The following is a 16162-nucleotide window of genomic DNA, read 5'->3' on the forward strand; positions in this document are numbered from 1 at the left end:
CCGTCAGGTTCGACTCTCGGCAGTGTGTCCGCATCCAGGTGCCGAGCGGTCCATCCCCCCACGGAAACGGAGCCGGAATTCCATGAGATGCAAGCGAATCGGAGCAGGTGCGGCACTGGCGGCCGGGGCCCTCGCGGTCAGCGGGCTCGCCTTCGCCCCCACCGCTCTCGCCGTCACCCCCCAGGCGGCGACGATCAGCGCGGACTGCGGCACCTTCGGCAGTGGCGAGGCCACGCTCACGGCCACGCAGAACGGCACCGCCGCCACCGTCACCGTGAAGTCCTCGGCGATCACCGCGCCGATCGCGCTCGGAGAGGACTCGATCGCGTCCACGCTCACCCTGGTGAAGGCCGGCGGCGGCACCGTCGACTTCACCGGTACGGAGAACCCGGCGATGGCCGCCGGTGCCCCCGTCGAGGTCGGCCCCCTCAGCGGCACCGTGGCCTCCGGCGACAGCCTGGAGGCCTTCGGCGGCTCGCTGAAGATGACCGTCTTCGGCATCACCATCACCTGCACGGCGGCCGGGCCGCAGTCGCCGGGGCCGTTCGTGTTCGACTGAGACCGAAGCGACGCGGCCCCGGTGTCAGAGCGCGTCGGGGCCGCGCTCGCCCGTCCGCACCCGCACCACGGTGTCGACCGGCAGCGCCCACACCTTCCCGTCGCCGATCTTGCCGGTGTGCGCGGCCCTCACGACCGCGTCGATGACGGCCTCGGCGTCAGCGTCCTCGACGACGACCTCGATACGGACCTTCGGTACCAGGTCGACCTGGTACTCGGCGCCGCGGTACACCTCGGTGTGGCCGCGCTGCCGGCCGTAGCCGCTGGCCTCGCTCACGGTCAGGCCGTGCACGCCGAGTTCCTGCAGGGCGTTCTTGACCTCGTCGAGGCGGTACGGCTTGACGATCGCGGTGATGAGCTTCATGCCTGGGGGATGACCTTCTGGGCGTGGGGGACGACGGAGGAGGAGACCGGGGCGCCGTGGCCCAGGACCCCGTGATCGTAGGCCGTCTCGGCGTGCACCGTAAGGTCCAGGCCGGTCTGCTCCTGCTCCTCGCTCGCGCGGAAGCCCATGGTGACGTCGATCAGCTTGCCGATGCCGTACGTCACGGCGAACGCGTACACCGCCACCACGACCACGGCCAGCAGCTGCCTGCCGAGCTGGGCGAGGCCGCCGCCGTAGAGGAGGCCCTCGGCGCCGCCGGTCATCGACTCGACGGCGAAGACGCCGATGAGGAGCGTGCCGATGACGCCGCCGACCAGGTGGACGCCGACGACGTCCAGGGAGTCGTCGTAGTTCAGCTTGAACTTCCAGCTCACGGCGTAGGAGCAGACGGCACCGGCGGTGAGGCCGACGACCAGGGCGCCGAGCAGGGAGACCGAGCCGCAGGACGGTGTGATCGCGACCAGGCCGGCGACCGCGCCGGACGCGGCGCCCAGGGTCGTGGGGTGGCCGTCGCGCTTCTGCTCGACGAAGAGCCAGCCGAGCAGCCCGGTGCAGCCCGCGGCGAGGGTGTTGAGGAACGCGGCGGCCGCGAGGCCGTTGGCGCCGAGGGCGGACCCGGCGTTGAAGCCGAACCAGCCGAACCAGAGCAGACCGGCGCCCAGCATCACCATGGGCAGGTTGTGCGGGCGCATGGAGTCCTTCTTGAAGCCCATGCGCGGGCCCAGGACCAGGCACAACGCGAGTCCCGAGGCGCCGGAGACGATCTCGACGGGCAGGCCGCCGGCGAAGTCGAGGGCGCCGAGCTTCTCCAGGATCCAGCCACCCGGGCCCCACACCCAGTGCGCGACCGGAACGTATACGAGCAGCGCCCACACCGGCACGAAGACCAGCCAGGCCCCGAACTTCGCCCGGTCGGCGACCGCGCCGCTGACCAGGGCGGCCGTGATGATCGCGAAGGTGAGCTGGAAGGTGGCGAAGAGGAGGGTGGGGACGGTCCCCTGGACGCTGTCCGGGCCGAGGCCGCTCATCCCGATGTGCTCGAGCCCGCCGATGAGTCCGCCCGCGGCGTCCTCGCCGAAGGTGAGGGAGAACCCGGCCGCCAGCCACACCACCGTCACCAGGGCGATCGACACGAAGCTCATCATCAGCATGTTGAGCACGCTCTTCGTGCGGACCATGCCGCCGTAGAAGAGAGCCAGGCCGGGAGTCATCAACAGGACGAGGGCGGTGGCGGCGAGCAGCCAGGCGGTGTCGCCGGTGTCGGCGCTTGCGGCGGCCAAGGACACGGTGTCTCCAACGGGGTGGGGCTCCGGGGGCTCGTCAGAGGTTCACCGGCCCCCGTTTCCGGTTGCGTACGGGTGTGTTTCCGTGACGTTTCGTTGCGTGAGGGTTTCCGGGAGCTCACGCGCCGGCCGGTGTTCGGGCGCCTGTGCGGCGGGGCTCTGTGGATCAGGGAGAATGGCGCCATGAGCGTTCGTACCCAGTCATCCGAAGAGCCGGCCGAAGCTGTCCACAGGGCTGGCTTCGCCTGCTTCGTGGGCCGTCCCAACGCGGGCAAGTCCACCCTCACGAATGCTCTGGTCGGCCAGAAGGTGGCGATCACGGCGAACCAGCCGCAGACGACGCGGCACACCGTGCGGGGCATCGTGCACCGCCCGGACGCGCAGTTGATCCTGGTCGACACCCCGGGGCTGCACAAGCCGCGCACGCTGCTGGGTGAGCGGCTGAACGACGTCGTGCGCACGACGTGGGCCGAGGTGGACGTGATCGGCTTCTGCCTGCCGGCGAACGAGAAGCTCGGCCCCGGCGACCGCTTCATCGCGAAGGAACTGGCGTCCATCAAGAAGACGCCGAAGATCGCGATCGTCACGAAGACCGACCTGGTGGACGGCAAGACGCTCGCCGAGCAGCTCATCGCGATCGACCAGCTCGGCAAGGAGCTCGGCTTCGAGTGGGCGGAGATCGTCCCGGTGTCGGCGGTCGGAGACAAGCAGGTGAGCCTGCTGGCCGACCTGATCGTCCCCCTCCTGCCGGAGGGTCCGGCGCTCTACCCCGAGGGCGACCTGACCGACGAGCCCGAGCAGGTCATGATCGCGGAGCTGATCCGGGAGGCCGCGCTGGAGGGTGTCCGCGACGAGCTGCCGCACTCCATCGCCGTGGTCGTCGAGGAGATGCTGCCCCGCGAGGACCGCCCCGCCGACAAGCCCCTCCTCGACATCCACGCCTTCGTCTATATCGAGCGCCCCAGCCAGAAGGGCATCATCATCGGCCCCAAGGGCAAGCGCCTGAAGGACGTCGGCATCAAGTCCCGCAAGCAGATCGAGGCCCTGCTGGGCACGCCGGTCTTCCTCGACCTGCACGTGAAGGTCGCGAAGGACTGGCAGCGGGATCCGAGGCAGCTGCGCAAGCTGGGGTTCTGAGGAGCGGTAGCTGTCGCGTTTGCGCGTGCAGGGGTTCGGTATCGCGCGCCGTGAGGTGGACTGCTGGGGACTCCGGCCGCGCGGCGCTAGCCGCATATCGATGCAGCCTCGACCTGCACGTGAAGGTCGCGAAGGACTGGCAGCGGGATCCGAGGCAGCTGCGCAAGCTGGGGTTCTGAGGTTCAGGAGCGCGTGGGGCGCGTTATAACGGCGTCGCCAGGCTCGCCCACACGGCGTTGCCGCCCGTGAGGGTCGAGCGGGTGATGCCCCAGCTCTCCGCTATCTCCCGGACGAGCAGCAGGCCGCGGCCGTTCTCGTCGTCGAGGCCGGGGCGGCGGTCGGGGATGCCGCGGCCCGAGAGGTCGCCGTCGTGCACCTCGAGACGGAAGCGCTCGTCCCGCATCAGCCCGACGCCGCACAGGATCCGCTCACTGAGCGTGTGCAGCACGGCGTTGGTCACCAGCTCGGACACGAGCAGGACGGCGTTCGCGCACGCCTCGTCGGGCACCTGCCACGAGTCCAGCCGCGCGCGCATGGCATGACGGGCGCTTCTGACGCTGGTCCGGTGCGCCGGCAGTTCCAGCCAGTGGGTGCGGCCCGGGCGCACCGCGTCCAGGAACCGGGGGGTGGATGTCGTGTGGGGGGACACGGCAGTCGCCTTCCGTGGGGGGTGGGAAGGGGCGAGGCGGACAACGGACCGGCCGGAAAAGGGGAGTGGGGGGTTCCGGCACCCTGGTCACACAAGTAACTATGCTCGCAGAGCAGTTCACGCTGCAACCATCTCCCTGATAATTTCAAACGGAACGCATCGCCCCGCTTGGATGTCCGGCAGAACGATCAAGTCCGTGCCGACCTCGCGCCGGTGACGACCCCTCAGGAGGTACGGCGTGAACGACGCGCGATCAGGCACCGGCGCCGGCGCACCCACCGTTCTCCGCATGATCCTCGGCCGTCGGCTCCAGGAAGCGCGGCAGAGCGCGGGCCTGTCCCTCGACGACGCGGCCAAGACCCTGCGCGTGACCCCGCTGACCATCCGCCGCCTGGAAAAGGCCGAGGTCGGCCTGAGGATCCTCTACGTCGAGAAGCTGCTGGAGACCTACGGCGCCGGTCGGCAGGAGATCGACGAGTTCGTCACCCTGGCCGAGCGGGCCAACGAGCCCGGCTGGTGGCACCCGTACCGCGATGTGATGCCGTCCTGGTTCACCGCCTACGTGAGTCTGGAGAGCGGCGCGAGAACGCTGCGCACCTATGAGCCGCAGTACGTCACCGGCCTGCTCCAGACACCCGGGTACGCGGGTGCCGTGCTGGGCGGGGGCTTCCCGAACGACAACGAGGAGGACCTCCAGCGGCGCGTGGAGCTGCGGCTGCGCCGCCAGGCCCTGCTCACCAAGGAGGACGCGCCCACGCTCTGGGTGGTGATGGAGGAGGCCGTACTGCACCGCGTGGTGGGCGGCCCCGAGGTGATGCGGGAGCAGATCGACCGGCTCCTGGAGGCGTCCGAGCTGGAGCACGTCAGCGTCGACGTCGTGCCGTTCGCCGCGGGTGCCCACGTCGGGGCGTGCGCACCCTTCACCTACTTCCGGTTCGAGGAGCGGGAGCTGCCCGACATCGTCTACAGCGAGATCCTGTCCGCCTCCGTCTACCTCGACCAGCGTGCCGACGTGGTGGCCCACCTGGAGGCGCACAACCGGCTGTCTCTGAAGACCTCGTCCGCGGACAGCAAAGCGCTGTTGAACCGCATGCGGAAGGAGTACTCATGACCATCGCCGAGGGCACCGTCTACAACGGGATGCCCGCGTCGGACCTGGGGGAGCAGGGCTGGGAACGGCCCTGGAGCGGTCCGAACGGGGGGCAGTGCGTGGAGGCCAAACAGCTCGCCGACGGCCGCGTGGCGGTCCGGCAGTCCACGGATCCGGCCGGTCCCGCGCTGATCTACACGCCCGAGGAGATCACCGCGTTCGTCGCGGGGGTCAAGCAGGGCCTCGCCGACCATCTGACGGCGCACTGAAGACCTGGTCGCATCTCGCACCACCACCCCCCACCGAGAGGCACAGCATGACCCAGTCGCAGGCCGCGCGGGATATAGACACCAGCAGGCCCCACTCCGCCCGCATGTACGACTACTACCTCGGCGGCAAGGACCACTTCGAGGTCGACAAGCAGGCCGCCGAGCGGGTCGCCGAGGCCTACCCCGCCATTTTCGTGTGCGCGCGGGAGAACCGGTCCTTCATGCACCGGGCCACCCGGGTCCTCGCGCGCGAGCACGGCATCCGCCAGTGGCTGGACATCGGGACCGGCATTCCCACCGAGCCCAACCTGCACCAGGTGGCCCAGTCCGTGGTCCCCGACGCCCGGGTGGTCTACGCCGACAACGACCCCCTCGTCCTCAAGTACGCCGAGCGCCTGATGCGCAGCTCGGCCGAGGGCCGTACGACGTACATAGAGGCGGATGTCAACGACCCCCAGACGCTGCTGAACGCGCCCGCGCTGGCCGAGGTCCTGGACCTGAGCCGCCCCGTCGCGCTGTCCCTCAACGCCCTCATGCACTTCGTCACCGACGCCCAGGACCCCTACGGCATCGTGCGCCGCCTGCTGGACGTCCTGCCCTCGGGCAGCGCCCTGGCGCTGAGCCACTGCACGCCCGACTTCGACGCCCCCACCTGGCAGAAGGTCACCGACATCTACACCACGGCCGGGACCCCGGTGCGGTTCCGCTCCCGGGAGGACGTCGCCCGCTTCTTCGACGGCCTGGACCTGCTGGAGCCGGGCGTCACCGTGGGCCACCGCTGGCGCCCGGACCCCTCCGACGGCGACGCCCCGACGGACGCCGAGGTCAGCCTGTGGACCGGCGTGGGCATCAAGCCGTAGCGTCCTGGGCCTTCAGCAGCTCCCGGTACCAGCGGTACGACGACTTCGGGGTCCGCTCCTGGGTCTCGAAGTCCACATGGACCAGGCCGAAGCGGCGTGCGTAGCCCTCCGCCCACTCGAAGTTGTCGAGCAGGGACCAGACGAAGTAGCCGCGCACGTCGACGCCCGCCTCCAGCGCCCGGTGCAGGGCCCGGACGTGGCCGTCCAGGTAGGTGACGCGCTCCTGGTCGTCGACGCCCGGGTACGAGCAGCCGTTCTCGGTGATGACGACGGGCGGGAGCCGGTCGCCGTAGCGCTCGCGGAAGCCGGTGAGCAGTTCGGTGAGGCCCTCGGGTACGACCGGCCAGCCGAAGTCCGTGACCGGGTGGCCTTCGATTTCCCGGACGGAGAAGGGCAGTTCGGCGGGCATGGAGACGCCGCCGAACTCGATCTCCGTGCCCTGCGGGGCGCCCACCCGGGTCGGCGCGTAGTAGTTGACGCCGTACCAGTCGAGGGGCTCGGCGATCACCTTCAGGTCGGCCTCGACGTCCCCGGGCATCAGCTCGCCGATGCCATCCGGGTACCGGCCCAGCAGCAGCGGGTCCGCGAAGAGGCGGTTCAGCAGCAGGTCGTAGAACTCGGCCGCCTCCACGTCCGCCGCCTCGGTCGACGCCGCCCAGGTCGGGCCGTGCGAGTTGGCGACGCCGATGTCCGTGGCACCCGAGGCGCGCAGGGCCCGTACGGCGAGGCCGTGGGCCAGCAGCTGGTGATGCGCGACCGGCAGCGCGTCGAACAGCAGCTTCCTGCCCGGTGCGTGCACGCCCAGGGCATGGCCCAGCAGGGTGTGCTCGGCGGGCTCGTTCAGGGTGATCCACTTGGTCACCCGGTCACCCAGGCGGTCGGCGACCAGCGACACGTACTCGGCGAAGCGAGCGGCCGTGTCCCTCTCCAGCCAGTCCAGGTCCGCCGGCAGGTCCCAGTGGAACAGGGTCGGCACCGGGCGGACGCCCGCCGCGCACAGGTCGTCCACCAGCCGGTCGTAGAAGTCCAGGCCCTTCTCGGAGCGCACCCGCGGCCAGGAGACCGAGAAGCGGTACGCGTTCACGCCCAGCTCCGCCAGCAGCGCCACGTCCTCGGGGTGGCGGTGGTAGTGGTCGCAGGCCACCGCCGCCGTCGAGCCGTCCTTCACCCGTCCCGGTTCGGCCGTGAAGGCGTCCCACACGGACGGCTCGCGTGCGTCCGCCGCGCCCTCGATCTGGTGCGCCGAGGTCGACACGCCCCAGAGGAAGCCGGCCGGGAAGCGGGGGATCGGGTTGCCTGCGTCAGTCGCCATGCGCTGGATCATCCGTACCGGCGGTAACTCAAGTCAACAGGCCGCCGCCCGGGACCTGTTAAGCCCCCTCCTTCAGGACCCGCGAGATCAGCTTGCGCTGCTCGTCCGTCAGCCGGGGATCCGAGCAGTAGACCGTCTTGCCGTCCACCGTGATCTGGTAGCTGAAGCCGTCCGGCACCCCGATCGGCGGAGTGCCCCGGCCGGCGGCCACGGCCTGCTCGGCCAGGGCGTGCCACTCGGCGGCATCGGGGCGGCCCGAGGTGTCCACCTCGGCATGCCGCTCGATACCGGCGAACCCGCCTGTGCGCCTCACCTGAATCCGCATGGCACCTGTCTAGTACGGAACTACAGGGTCCGCACCCCGACCTGCTCCCAGGCCTTCGACACGGCGTCCAGTTCCTCCCCGTCGCCGAAGCGCTCCCGCGCGGCCTTGACGGTGAGCGTGGCGAAGTCGGTGAACATCGCCTTCTCCTTCAGCTCGCCGCCGGTCAGCACGTCGTACCAGACCTGTCCCGCGCGCTCCCAGGCGTGACCGCCGAGGGCCGTGGCAGCCAGGTAGAAGGCGTGGTTCGGGATGCCCGAGTTGATGTGGACACCGCCGTTGTCGCGGCCGGTGCGGACGAAGTCGTCCATGGTCGCGGGCTGCGGGTCCTTGCCGAGGACGTCGTCGTCGTACGCCGTGCCCGGCTCCTTCATGGAGCGCAGCGCCACGCCCGTCACCCGCGGGGCGAGCAGGCCCGCGCCGATCAGCCAGTCGGCCTCGGCGGCGGTCTGGCCGAGCGTGTACTGCTTGATCAGCGCGCCGAAGACGTCCGACACGGACTCGTTCAGCGCGCCGGGCTGGCCGAAGTAGGTGAGGTTCGCGGTGTACTGCGTGACGCCGTGGACGAGCTCGTGGCCGATGACGTCGATCGGGATGGTGAAGTCGAGGAAGATCTCCCCGTCGCCGTCCCCGAAGACCATCTGCTCGCCGTTCCAGAAGGCGTTGTTGTAGTCGCGGTCGTAGTGCACCGTCGCGTCCAGCGGCAGGCCGTTTCCGTCGATCGAGTCGCGCTGGTACGCCGTGAGGAGCAGCTCGAAGGTGGCGCCGAGGCCGGCGTAGGCGCGGTTGACCGTGGCGTCCTTGCCGGGCTTGTCGCCCTCGCCGCGGACCTTGTGTCCGGGCAGGTCGGTGCCGTGCCGGGCGTCGTGGATCGTGCGCTGCGGCCTGCCGTCGGCGACCGAGGCGACGGCGGTCGCGCCGAGGACCGTGGTGAGGCGGCGCTGGGTGCGCTCGAAGGCGTCACGCTGGAGGGTGCGGCGGGCCGGGCCGGCCAGCGCAGGGTCCTCGGCCTGGGAGAGCTTGTCGAGGACATGGGGCGGAACGATGGTGCAGAAGACGGGCTCGAAGCCCCCGTGCGTCGTCATGACCGGCACACTTGCACTGCGTGACGAGACTGTCACTAGTCGCCACCATGATTGGTGAAATACGGGGACAAGCGCCCTCACTCTTCGTGGCGAAGTGGTATGGCGCACTTTTTGTCCCGTATGTTCGCCCGGTCCCGCATACTGATACGGACCCGCGCACCTGAAGGGCCTCGGCTAGCATGCTGCGCATCATGCGTTTCGGGCTGCTTCTCCTTAGCTGCCGCGGCGAGGGCCTGTAGTCGAGGCCGACTCCCTCCCCGCGGAGCTTGGTGCTGCGTCGTCGGCCGTCCTTCCGGACATCCTGAGGAGCCCCCGCATCATGGCGAACCGCCAGCAGCCCAGTTCCATGCCGATCCACAAGTACGGCCGCTACGAGCAGGTCGACATCCCGGACCGCACCTGGCCGGCCAACCGGATCACCACCGCCCCCCGCTGGCTCTCCACCGACCTGCGCGACGGCAACCAGGCCCTGATCGACCCCATGTCGCCGGCCCGCAAGCGCGCCATGTTCGACCTGCTGGTCACGATGGGCTACAAGGAGATCGAGGTCGGCTTCCCGGCCTCCGGCCAGACCGACTTCGACTTCGTACGCTCCATCATCGAGGAGCCCGGGGCCATCCCCGACGACGTCACCATCTCCGTACTGACCCAGGCCCGCGAGGACCTGATCGAGCGGACCGTGGAGTCCCTGAAGGGCGCCAAGCGCGCCACGGTCCACCTGTACAACGCCACGGCCCCCGTCTTCCGCCGGGTCGTCTTCCGCGGCTCCAAGGACGACATCAAGCAGATCGCGATCGACGGCACGCGGCTGGTCATGGAGTACGCGGAGAAGCTGCTGGGCCCGGAGACGGAGTTCGGCTACCAGTACTCGCCCGAGATCTTCACGGACACCGAGCTGGACTTCGCGCTGGAGGTCTGCGAGGCGGTCATGGACGTCTGGCAGCCCGGCCCGGGCCGCGAGATCATCCTCAACCTGCCGGCGACCGTCGAGCGCTCCACGCCCTCCACCCACGCCGACCGCTTCGAGTGGATGGGCCGCAACCTCTCGCGCCGCGAGCACGTCTGCCTGTCCATCCACCCGCACAACGACCGGGGTACGGCCGTCGCCGCCGCCGAGCTGGCCCTGATGGCCGGCGCCGACCGCGTCGAGGGCTGCCTGTTCGGACAGGGCGAGCGCACCGGCAACGTCGACCTGGTCACCCTGGGCATGAACCTCTTCTCCCAGGGCGTCGACCCGCAGATCGATTTCTCCGACATCGACGAGATCCGTCGTACGTGGGAGTACTGCAACCAGATGGAGGTCCACCCGCGCCACCCGTACGTGGGCGACCTGGTCTACACGTCCTTCTCCGGCTCCCACCAGGACGCCATCAAGAAGGGCTTCGACGCCATGGAGGCCGACGCCGCCGCCAAGGGCGTCACCGTCGACGACATCGAGTGGGCCGTCCCCTACCTGCCGATCGACCCCAAGGACGTCGGCCGCTCCTACGAGGCGGTCATCCGCGTCAACTCGCAGTCCGGCAAGGGCGGTATCGCCTACGTCCTGAAGAACGACCACAAGCTGGAACTGCCGCGCCGGATGCAGATCGAGTTCTCCAAGCTCATCCAGGCCAAGACGGACGCCGAGGGCGGCGAGGTCACGCCGAAGGCCATCTGGGGGGCCTTCGAGGACGAGTACCTGCCCAACCCCGAGAACCCGTGGGGCCGGATCCAGGTCAAGAACAACCAGTCGACCACCGACACCGACGGCGTGGACACGCTGAAGGTGGAGGCCACGGTCGACGGCCAGGACACCGTGCTGACCGGCTCGGGCAACGGCCCGATCTCGGCCTTCTTCGACGCCCTGCAGTCCGTCGGCATCGACGTACGCCTGCTGGACTACCAGGAGCACACGATGAGCGAGGGTGCCTCCGCGCAGGCCGCCTCCTACATCGAATGCGCCATCGACGACAAGATCCTGTGGGGGATCGGAATCGACGCGAACACAACGCGCGCCTCGCTGAAGGCGGTCGTCTCGGCCGTCAACCGCGCGACGCGCTGACCAGTCGTAACGGGGATTGTGGGGCTCTGCCCGCCGTTGTCCGGCGGGTGGAGCCCCGTCACATACCGGCCAATCCCTGTGAGGGTCACGGAAAGGTCTCCTCCGGGGTGCTGACTCCTCCTCATGGATGTGGCTAACATCACGCAAGCGCGGCGACGCTGCCGTGCGGCGTGACGGAGGTGCGACGTGCTGCCAGGACGGGGACGAAACGGCCATGCCGCCAGGTTTTCCAGCATCCTGGGCACCCGTATCGCATGGACCGCCGCCGGTGACGGGGAGTTCTTCTGCCCCGGCTGCGGCGGCGACCGCAACTACCAGCGGCTGACCGGACAGCGCCGCTTCACCCTGCTCGGCCTGCCCGTGCTGCCGCGCGGCGAGACCGGCCCGGTCGTGGAGTGCGCCGCCTGCCGCCGCCACTTCGGCACGGACGTCCTCGACCATCCGACGACCACCCGCTTCTCCGCGATGCTCCGCGACGCCGTGCACACCGTCGCCCTCGCGGTACTGGCCGCGGGCGGCGCCGGTTCCCGTACGGCACTGGAGGCCGCCGTGCTGGCCGTGCGCGCGGCCGGCTTCGACGACTGCACGGAGGAACAGCTGGCCGCCCTCGTCGAGGCGCTGGAGGCGGACACCGGCCGGATCACCGGCGAGCCCTGCGGTGCCGGGCTGGCCATAGAGCTGCACGAGGCACTGGACCCGCTCGCGCCGCACCTCGCCACCGTCGGCCGCGAATCGATCCTGCTCCAGGGCGCCCGCATCGCCCTGGCGGACGGCCCGTACACCCCGGCCGAGCGGGACGTCCTCGCGACGGTGGGGGCGGCGCTGACCATCTGCTCGGACGACGTGACCCGGCTGCTGGCGGCCGCCGCGCGGACACCGTCGTAGGACACGTCCCCGCGTTACTCCCCGGGGAGTAGTCCGCGGCCCGGGCCGCCCCGGGCAGTACCCCTCAACTCGGTCTCGCGCCCGACGAACCCGCCCCCGCGCGCCGGGAGTCTGGAGAGCGTTCCAGACACCCGACCCGGAGGGAGCCCGGCTGATGGGGGACACAAGGACACGTACGGGGCGGCGGCGGGCCGTGCCCTGGGTGGTGGTCGGACTGTGGCTGGCGGCCCTCGTCCTGCTCGGGCCGCTCGCCGGGAAGTTCTCCGGCATCCAGCAGAACCGCGCGGTCGACTACCTGCCCGACAGCGCCGACTCCACCCAGGTGGCGCGCATCCAGGACCGGTTGCCCGGCGGGGAGTCGACCGACCTGGTGCTCGTGTACCACCGGGGCGGCGGTCTGACCGACGCCGACCGGCGCACCGCCGCCGACCAGGTCGACGAGGTGAGCGGCGCCTTCGACCTGACGGGTGAGACGCGGGGCGTCCCGTCCGAGGACGGCTCCACCCTGATGTACCCGGTCTCCAGCACCCAGCCGGGCCAGGACGAGGAGGCCCGGGACGCCTTCGTCGACGGGGTGCGCGACATCGCCGAGGGCGGCGGCGGGCTGAGCGTGGAGGTCGGCGGGCCGGGGGCGCTGAACACCGACATGAACAAGGTGTTCGGGACGCTCGACGCCACTCTGCTGCTCGCCACGCTCGGCGTCGTCACCGTGCTGCTCATCCTCATCTACCGCAGCCCCTTCCTGTGGCTGGTCCCGCTCGCCGTCGCGGGCGTCGCCGCCGCCACGGCCATGGCCGCCGGATACGGACTCCACGAAGTGTTCGACGTCACCGTCACCGGCCAGAGCGGCGGCGTGATGACCGTGCTCGTCCTCGGCGCCGGCACCGACTACGCGCTGCTGCTCATCGCCCGCTACCGCGAGGAACTGCGGCGCCACGAGCGGCCGTACGACGCCATGCGCACCGCCCTGCGCGGCTGCGGGCCGGCCATCCTCGCCTCCTCGGGGACCGTCGCGGCCGGGCTGCTGTGCCTGCTCGCCGCCGACCTCAACAGCAGCAGCGGCATGGGGCCGGTCGGCACGGTCGGGGTGCTCGCGGCGCTGGTCGCCATGACGACCCTGCTGCCCGCGGTGCTGGTCCTGCTCGGGCGGCGCGTCTTCTGGCCGCTGATCCCCGCGTTCGGGAGTGAGCCGAAGACCCGGCGGTCGCTGTTCGCCGCGATGGGCACCTCGGCGACGCGGCGGCCCGCCATGGTCCTGGTCGGTGGGGGCGTGCTGCTGGGTGCCCTCGCGCTCGGCACGCTCAATCTGTCCGGCAGCATCAAGCAGGAGGACTCCTTCACCGAGCGGCCCGGGTCGATCACCGCGATGCGGACGCTGGCCCGGGAGTATCCCGAGCGCAGCAGCCGGCCCGTCACCGTCATCGCTCCTGCCGACCGTGCTCAGGCGGTGCTGGACCGGGCCCGTGCGACCGACGGTGTCGCCGACGTGGCCCCGGGGCGCAGCGGGTCGGGCTGGACCGAGATCGCCGTCTTCACCAGCGCCGCGCCGGAGACCGCGGGTGAGACCCGGGCCATCGGGGCGCTGCGTGCCGGGCTCGACCCCACGGGCGCCTACGTCGGCGGGCCCAGCGCCCAGCGGATCGACCTGGCCGACAGCGAGTCCCGGGACCGCAAGGTGGTCGTGCCGTTGGTGCTCGCCGCCGTGTTCGTCATCCTGGTCGGCCTGTTGCGCAGCCTCGTCGCGCCGTTGCTGCTGCTGGCGGCGGTGGTCGCGGTGTGGGGTGCGGCGCTGGGCATCGGCGGGCTGGTGTTCGAGCCGGTGCTCGGGTTCGGCGGTACGGATCCGGGGCTCGGGTTGCTGTCCTTCGTGTTCCTGGTCGCCCTCGGGGTCGACTACGGCATCTTCCTGATGCACCGGATGCGGGAGGAGTCCGTGCGGGGGGCCGAGCCGGAGGCGGCCGCGCTGACCGCGCTGCGGATGACGGGTGGGGTCATTGCCTCTGCGGGGGTTGTGCTCGCGGCGACGTTCGCTGTGCTGACTACGCTGCCGATGGTCGGGCTGGTGGAACTCGGGTTCGTCATCGCGGTGGGGGTGTTGCTGGATACGTTCCTGGTGCGTACGTATCTGGTCACTACGGCGAGTGTGTTGCTGCGGCGCAGGGTTTGGTGGCCGGGGCGGCTCTCGCGTGCACCGGAACTGCCTGTTGAGGCTGAGGCGGGGCGGGTGCGCAGCCCGGCGTAGCGGGGTGCCTCCCCCACTCTCGGCTGCGCTCGAGCGGGGGGACCCCCACCGCCCACCCGTGCCGCCCCTAGCGGCACGACTGCCCGCAGCTGAGCCAACGAGGCGCCCTTCCTCTCCCGGAGGGCGCCTTCTGCGCCGAGGATGTGACCGTGCAGGCACCCACCACTGGCAACCGGATCATCGCGGCGATCAATCGCGATCCCCTGACCGCCCCTCACGCCCTCCGCAACGACGCGCTGCTCGCCGTTCTGACGGCCGCGCTCGCCGTCGCCCTCGCACTGCTCGTCGACGACGGCCGCAGGCCCGACGCGCTCGGCTGGGCCCTGCTGCTCGTCTCCCACGTGCCGCTGGTGTGGCGCCGCCGCCGTCCGGTGCTCGTCCTGCTCGCCGTGGTGGCCTGCGTCTTCCCCTACCACTTCCTCGGCTACACGCACACCGCGGCCACCCAGGCCGCGTACGTCGCCCTCTACACCGTCGCCGTCACCGGCCGGGCGCTGCGCACCGTCCTGGTCGGTATCGGCGTCATCACCCTGTCGGTGGGCGTGATGCTCACCATCAGCGCCCAAGAGGCGCTGGGGCTGCTGAAGGCATCCGGCTGGGTCGTCGCCGTGCTGTTCCTCGGCGTCGACGTGCGGTTCTACCGCCACTACGTCGCCTCGATAGTGGAGCGTGCCGAACGGGCCGAACGGACCAGGGAGGAGGAGGCCCGGCGGCGGGTCGCCGAGGAGCGGCTGCGGATCGCCCGGGATCTGCACGACCTGCTCGCCCACAGCATCACCCTCATCGGCGTGCAGACCTCCGTCGCCGCCCATGTACTGTCCGCCGACCCCGAGCGGCTCGACCGGGAGACGGTCGCCAAGGCCCTCGACGACATCGCCGAGACCTGCCGCAGCGCCCGCGGCGAACTCCGTACGACGCTGGAGGTGCTGCGCGAGCACGGCCCGCCGGAGGCCCGCGGCCCGCTGCCCGGCCTCGACGGCCTGCCCGACCTGGCTCAGGTCGCGCGGCTGGCCGGTGCCCGGGTCGAGCAGGCCGTACGGATACGGCACGCACCGCCCGCCGTCGGCGCCGCCGCCTACCGCATCGTGCAGGAGGCCCTGACGAACGCGGTCCGGCACGCGGGACCCGATGTCTCGGTCCGTGTGGAGCTGGAGGAGCGGCAGGGCGCACTGCATCTGTCGGTCAGCGACGACGGCACCGGACCCGCCTCGGGCGGCACCCCGGGCTTCGGACTCGTCGGAATGCGGGAGCGGGCCCGCAGTGTGAATGGCACACTCGACGCCGGACCGCGCCCCGGGGGCGGATTCGAGGTGGCCGCGGTCCTGCCGCTGACCACGACGGGGAAGAGGACCGGATGACCATCCGAGTGCTGCTCGCGGACGACCAGACGCTGGTGCGGGAGGCGTTCGCGATGCTCGTGGAGTCGGCCCGTGACATGCGGGTCGTCGGCCAGGCCGCCACCGGCCGTCAGGCCGTGGAGCTGGCCCGCACCGGGCGCGCCGACCTGGTGGTGATGGACATCCGCATGCCCGACCTGGACGGCATCGAGGCGACCCGGCTCATCGCGGCCGACGACGACCTCGCGGGCGTCCGCGTCCTGGTCCTCACCACCTACGACACCGACGAGTACATCGTGGACGCCCTGCGCGCCGGCGCCTCCGGGTTCCTGGTCAAGGACACCAGGCCGGCCGAACTCCTCGACGCCATCCGCACGGTCGCGGCCGGTGACTCCCTGCTGTCGCCCGGGCCCACGGCACGGCTGATCGAGCGGTTCCTGCGCAGCCCCTCGGCACCGGTGACCGGCGGCCCGGAGTGTCTGTCCGAGCGCGAGCGGGAGGTGCTCGCCCTGGTCGCGCGGGGCCTCAACAACACCGAGATAGCCGAGGTGCTGGGCCTGAGCCCGCTGACCGCGAAGACCCACGTCAGCCGCATCATGGGCAAGCTGTCGGCACGGGACCGGGCGCAGTTGGTCATCGTGGCGTACGAGTCGGGTGTCGTGACACCGGGGAGCATCTGACGGACAGGCACGGTCCGACGCCACCGT

The 16162-nt window shown here is 70.9% G+C and carries 16 protein-coding genes; 10 read left to right on the forward strand and 6 right to left on the reverse strand.

Going from position 1 to position 16162, the window contains the following annotated elements; all coding sequences use genetic code 11:
• Positions 1-82: 82 nt before the first annotated feature.
• Positions 83-559: a hypothetical protein gene (locus OG542_RS27295; protein ID WP_328414104.1), complete on the forward strand. Its 477-nt coding sequence runs from the start codon at positions 83-85 to the stop codon at positions 557-559.
• A gap of 24 nt (positions 560-583) precedes the next feature.
• On the opposite strand, the gene OG542_RS27300 is transcribed toward OG542_RS27295, so the two are convergent.
• Both OG542_RS27300 and OG542_RS27305 read right to left on the reverse strand, forming a co-directional pair.
• Positions 584-922: a P-II family nitrogen regulator gene (locus OG542_RS27300; protein ID WP_114252339.1), complete on the reverse strand. Its 339-nt coding sequence runs from the start codon at positions 920-922 to the stop codon at positions 584-586.
• Positions 919-2229, reverse strand: a complete 1311-nt coding sequence (locus OG542_RS27305) for an ammonium transporter (protein WP_328414105.1) — start codon at positions 2227-2229, stop codon at positions 919-921. The genes OG542_RS27300 and OG542_RS27305 overlap by 4 nt, the downstream gene beginning before the upstream one ends.
• Before the next feature lie 180 nt (positions 2230-2409).
• Here OG542_RS27305 and era point away from each other — a divergent pair, with 180 nt between their 5' ends.
• Positions 2410-3363 (forward strand): GTPase Era, encoded by a 954-nt coding sequence (era, locus tag OG542_RS27310; protein ID WP_328414107.1) that lies wholly within the window; start codon positions 2410-2412, stop codon positions 3361-3363.
• 202 nt (positions 3364-3565) lie between these two features.
• On the opposite strand, the gene OG542_RS27315 is transcribed toward era, so the two are convergent.
• Positions 3566-4012, reverse strand: a complete 447-nt coding sequence (locus tag OG542_RS27315; protein ID WP_328414109.1) for an ATP-binding protein — start codon at positions 4010-4012, stop codon at positions 3566-3568.
• A gap of 238 nt (positions 4013-4250) precedes the next feature.
• On the opposite strand from OG542_RS27315, the gene OG542_RS27320 reads away from it, so the two are divergent.
• The 3 genes from OG542_RS27320 to OG542_RS27330 are packed head-to-tail and all read left to right on the forward strand — an operon-like array spanning position 4251 to position 6231.
• On the forward strand, positions 4251-5123 hold the full coding sequence (locus tag OG542_RS27320; protein WP_328414111.1) for a helix-turn-helix domain-containing protein: 873 nt from the start codon (positions 4251-4253) through the stop codon (positions 5121-5123).
• Positions 5120-5371, forward strand: a complete 252-nt coding sequence (locus OG542_RS27325; RefSeq protein ID WP_189723446.1) for a DUF397 domain-containing protein — start codon at positions 5120-5122, stop codon at positions 5369-5371. Before OG542_RS27320 ends, OG542_RS27325 begins: the two co-directional genes overlap by 4 nt.
• Positions 5372-5418: 47 nt before the next feature.
• A complete protein-coding gene (locus OG542_RS27330; RefSeq protein ID WP_311125618.1) occupies positions 5419-6231 on the forward strand; it encodes an SAM-dependent methyltransferase in 813 nt (270 codons plus the stop codon).
• On the opposite strand, the gene OG542_RS27335 is transcribed toward OG542_RS27330, so the two are convergent.
• From OG542_RS27335 to OG542_RS27345, 3 genes are read right to left on the reverse strand one after another with little or no spacing between them, the layout of a single operon-like run.
• Positions 6221-7543 (reverse strand): GH1 family beta-glucosidase, encoded by a 1323-nt coding sequence (locus OG542_RS27335; RefSeq protein WP_328414114.1) that lies wholly within the window; start codon positions 7541-7543, stop codon positions 6221-6223. The genes OG542_RS27330 and OG542_RS27335 overlap by 11 nt on opposite strands.
• Before the next feature lie 58 nt (positions 7544-7601).
• On the reverse strand, positions 7602-7868 hold the full coding sequence (locus OG542_RS27340; RefSeq protein ID WP_184592473.1) for a protealysin inhibitor emfourin: 267 nt from the start codon (positions 7866-7868) through the stop codon (positions 7602-7604).
• A 20-nt stretch (positions 7869-7888) separates the two neighbouring features.
• Entirely contained in the window at positions 7889-8950 is a 1062-nt protein-coding gene (locus OG542_RS27345; protein WP_328414118.1) for a M4 family metallopeptidase, read from the reverse strand.
• Positions 8951-9269: 319 nt separating this feature from the next.
• Here OG542_RS27345 and leuA point away from each other — a divergent pair, with 319 nt between their 5' ends.
• From leuA to OG542_RS27370, 5 genes are all read left to right on the forward strand, one after another.
• Positions 9270-10991 (forward strand): 2-isopropylmalate synthase, encoded by a 1722-nt coding sequence (gene leuA / locus OG542_RS27350; RefSeq protein ID WP_261677594.1) that lies wholly within the window; start codon positions 9270-9272, stop codon positions 10989-10991.
• Between the two features lie 186 nt (positions 10992-11177).
• Positions 11178-11876, forward strand: a complete 699-nt coding sequence (locus OG542_RS27355; RefSeq protein WP_193477972.1) for a TerB family tellurite resistance protein — start codon at positions 11178-11180, stop codon at positions 11874-11876.
• 154 nt (positions 11877-12030) lie between these two features.
• Entirely contained in the window at positions 12031-14118 is a 2088-nt protein-coding gene (locus tag OG542_RS27360; protein ID WP_328414121.1) for an MMPL family transporter, read from the forward strand.
• Positions 14119-14261: 143 nt separating this feature from the next.
• On the forward strand, positions 14262-15476 hold the full coding sequence (locus OG542_RS27365; RefSeq protein WP_328414123.1) for a sensor histidine kinase: 1215 nt from the start codon (positions 14262-14264) through the stop codon (positions 15474-15476).
• On the forward strand, positions 15473-16135 hold the full coding sequence (locus OG542_RS27370; protein ID WP_328414125.1) for a response regulator transcription factor: 663 nt from the start codon (positions 15473-15475) through the stop codon (positions 16133-16135). Before OG542_RS27365 ends, OG542_RS27370 begins: the two co-directional genes overlap by 4 nt.
• Positions 16136-16162 lie beyond the last annotated feature (27 nt).

This window comes from Streptomyces violaceus (genome assembly GCF_036014075.1).
Lineage (GTDB): Bacteria > Actinomycetota > Actinomycetes > Streptomycetales > Streptomycetaceae > Streptomyces > Streptomyces violaceus.

What these genes read in the sequence shown, in the direction of transcription:
- OG542_RS27325 (WP_189723446.1), top strand. Translation starts at nt 5,120, where the DNA reads ATGACCATCGCCGAGGGCACCGTCTACAACGGGATGCCCGCGTCGGAC.
- OG542_RS27370 (WP_328414125.1), top strand. Translation starts at nt 15,473, where the DNA reads ATGACCATCCGAGTGCTGCTCGCGGACGACCAGACGCTGGTGCGGGAG.
- OG542_RS27295 (WP_328414104.1), top strand. Translation starts at nt 83, where the DNA reads ATGAGATGCAAGCGAATCGGAGCAGGTGCGGCACTGGCGGCCGGGGCC.
- OG542_RS27335 (WP_328414114.1), bottom strand. Translation starts at nt 7,543, where the DNA reads ATGGCGACTGACGCAGGCAACCCGATCCCCCGCTTCCCGGCCGGCTTC.
- OG542_RS27330 (WP_311125618.1), top strand. Translation starts at nt 5,419, where the DNA reads ATGACCCAGTCGCAGGCCGCGCGGGATATAGACACCAGCAGGCCCCAC.
- OG542_RS27345 (WP_328414118.1), bottom strand. Translation starts at nt 8,950, where the DNA reads ATGACGACGCACGGGGGCTTCGAGCCCGTCTTCTGCACCATCGTTCCG.
- OG542_RS27340 (WP_184592473.1), bottom strand. Translation starts at nt 7,868, where the DNA reads ATGCGGATTCAGGTGAGGCGCACAGGCGGGTTCGCCGGTATCGAGCGG.
- OG542_RS27300 (WP_114252339.1), bottom strand. Translation starts at nt 922, where the DNA reads ATGAAGCTCATCACCGCGATCGTCAAGCCGTACCGCCTCGACGAGGTC.
- OG542_RS27360 (WP_328414121.1), top strand. Translation starts at nt 12,031, where the DNA reads ATGGGGGACACAAGGACACGTACGGGGCGGCGGCGGGCCGTGCCCTGG.
- era (WP_328414107.1), top strand. Translation starts at nt 2,410, where the DNA reads ATGAGCGTTCGTACCCAGTCATCCGAAGAGCCGGCCGAAGCTGTCCAC.
- leuA (WP_261677594.1), top strand. Translation starts at nt 9,270, where the DNA reads ATGGCGAACCGCCAGCAGCCCAGTTCCATGCCGATCCACAAGTACGGC.